Raw genomic sequence first — 477 nt, 5'->3', positions numbered from 1 at the left:
TATCCGCGACAGAACGGACTAGCCCTCGCGCTGCGCGAGCTTGGCCGCCTCGAACGCTCGATCTTCATGCTCGACTGGCTGCGCGACATCGACCTGCGTCGGCGCACCCAGGCGGGCCTCAACAAGGGCGAAGCCCGCAACGCGCTCGCCCGCGCGCTCTTCTTCAACCAGCTCGGCGAACTGCGCGATCGGCGGTTTGAGAACCAGACCTATCGCGCATCCGGCCTCAACCTGCTCGTCGCCGCCATCATCCTGTGGAACACCCGTTATCTCGAAATGGCGCTGGCTGACATCGGCACGCCCGACGAGATCGCGCGCCACGTCGCGCCATTGGGCTGGGAGCATATCTCGCTGACTGGCGACTATAGCTGGAACGTCGACGATCAGCCCGATCCAGATGCCTTGCGGCCGCTTCGCGCCGTCAGTTCCCTGCTCGTCGCGTGATGTTCGCCATCCGTTCGCCCTTAGCGTGCAGAT

General features: G+C 64.8%; 1 protein-coding gene. It reads left to right on the top strand.

What is annotated here, in order from left to right:
* Window positions 1-444: transposase (locus L3X40_RS22175; protein WP_237367481.1), on the top strand; the 444-nt coding region annotated here is incomplete at its 5' end.
* Window positions 445-477: the final 33 nt, after the last annotated feature.

The sequence above is a fragment of the Rhizorhapis sp. SPR117 genome, from assembly GCF_021742065.1.
Note: the sequence above shows the minus strand (reverse complement) of the source record. Positions and strands in the feature narration are given on the sequence as shown.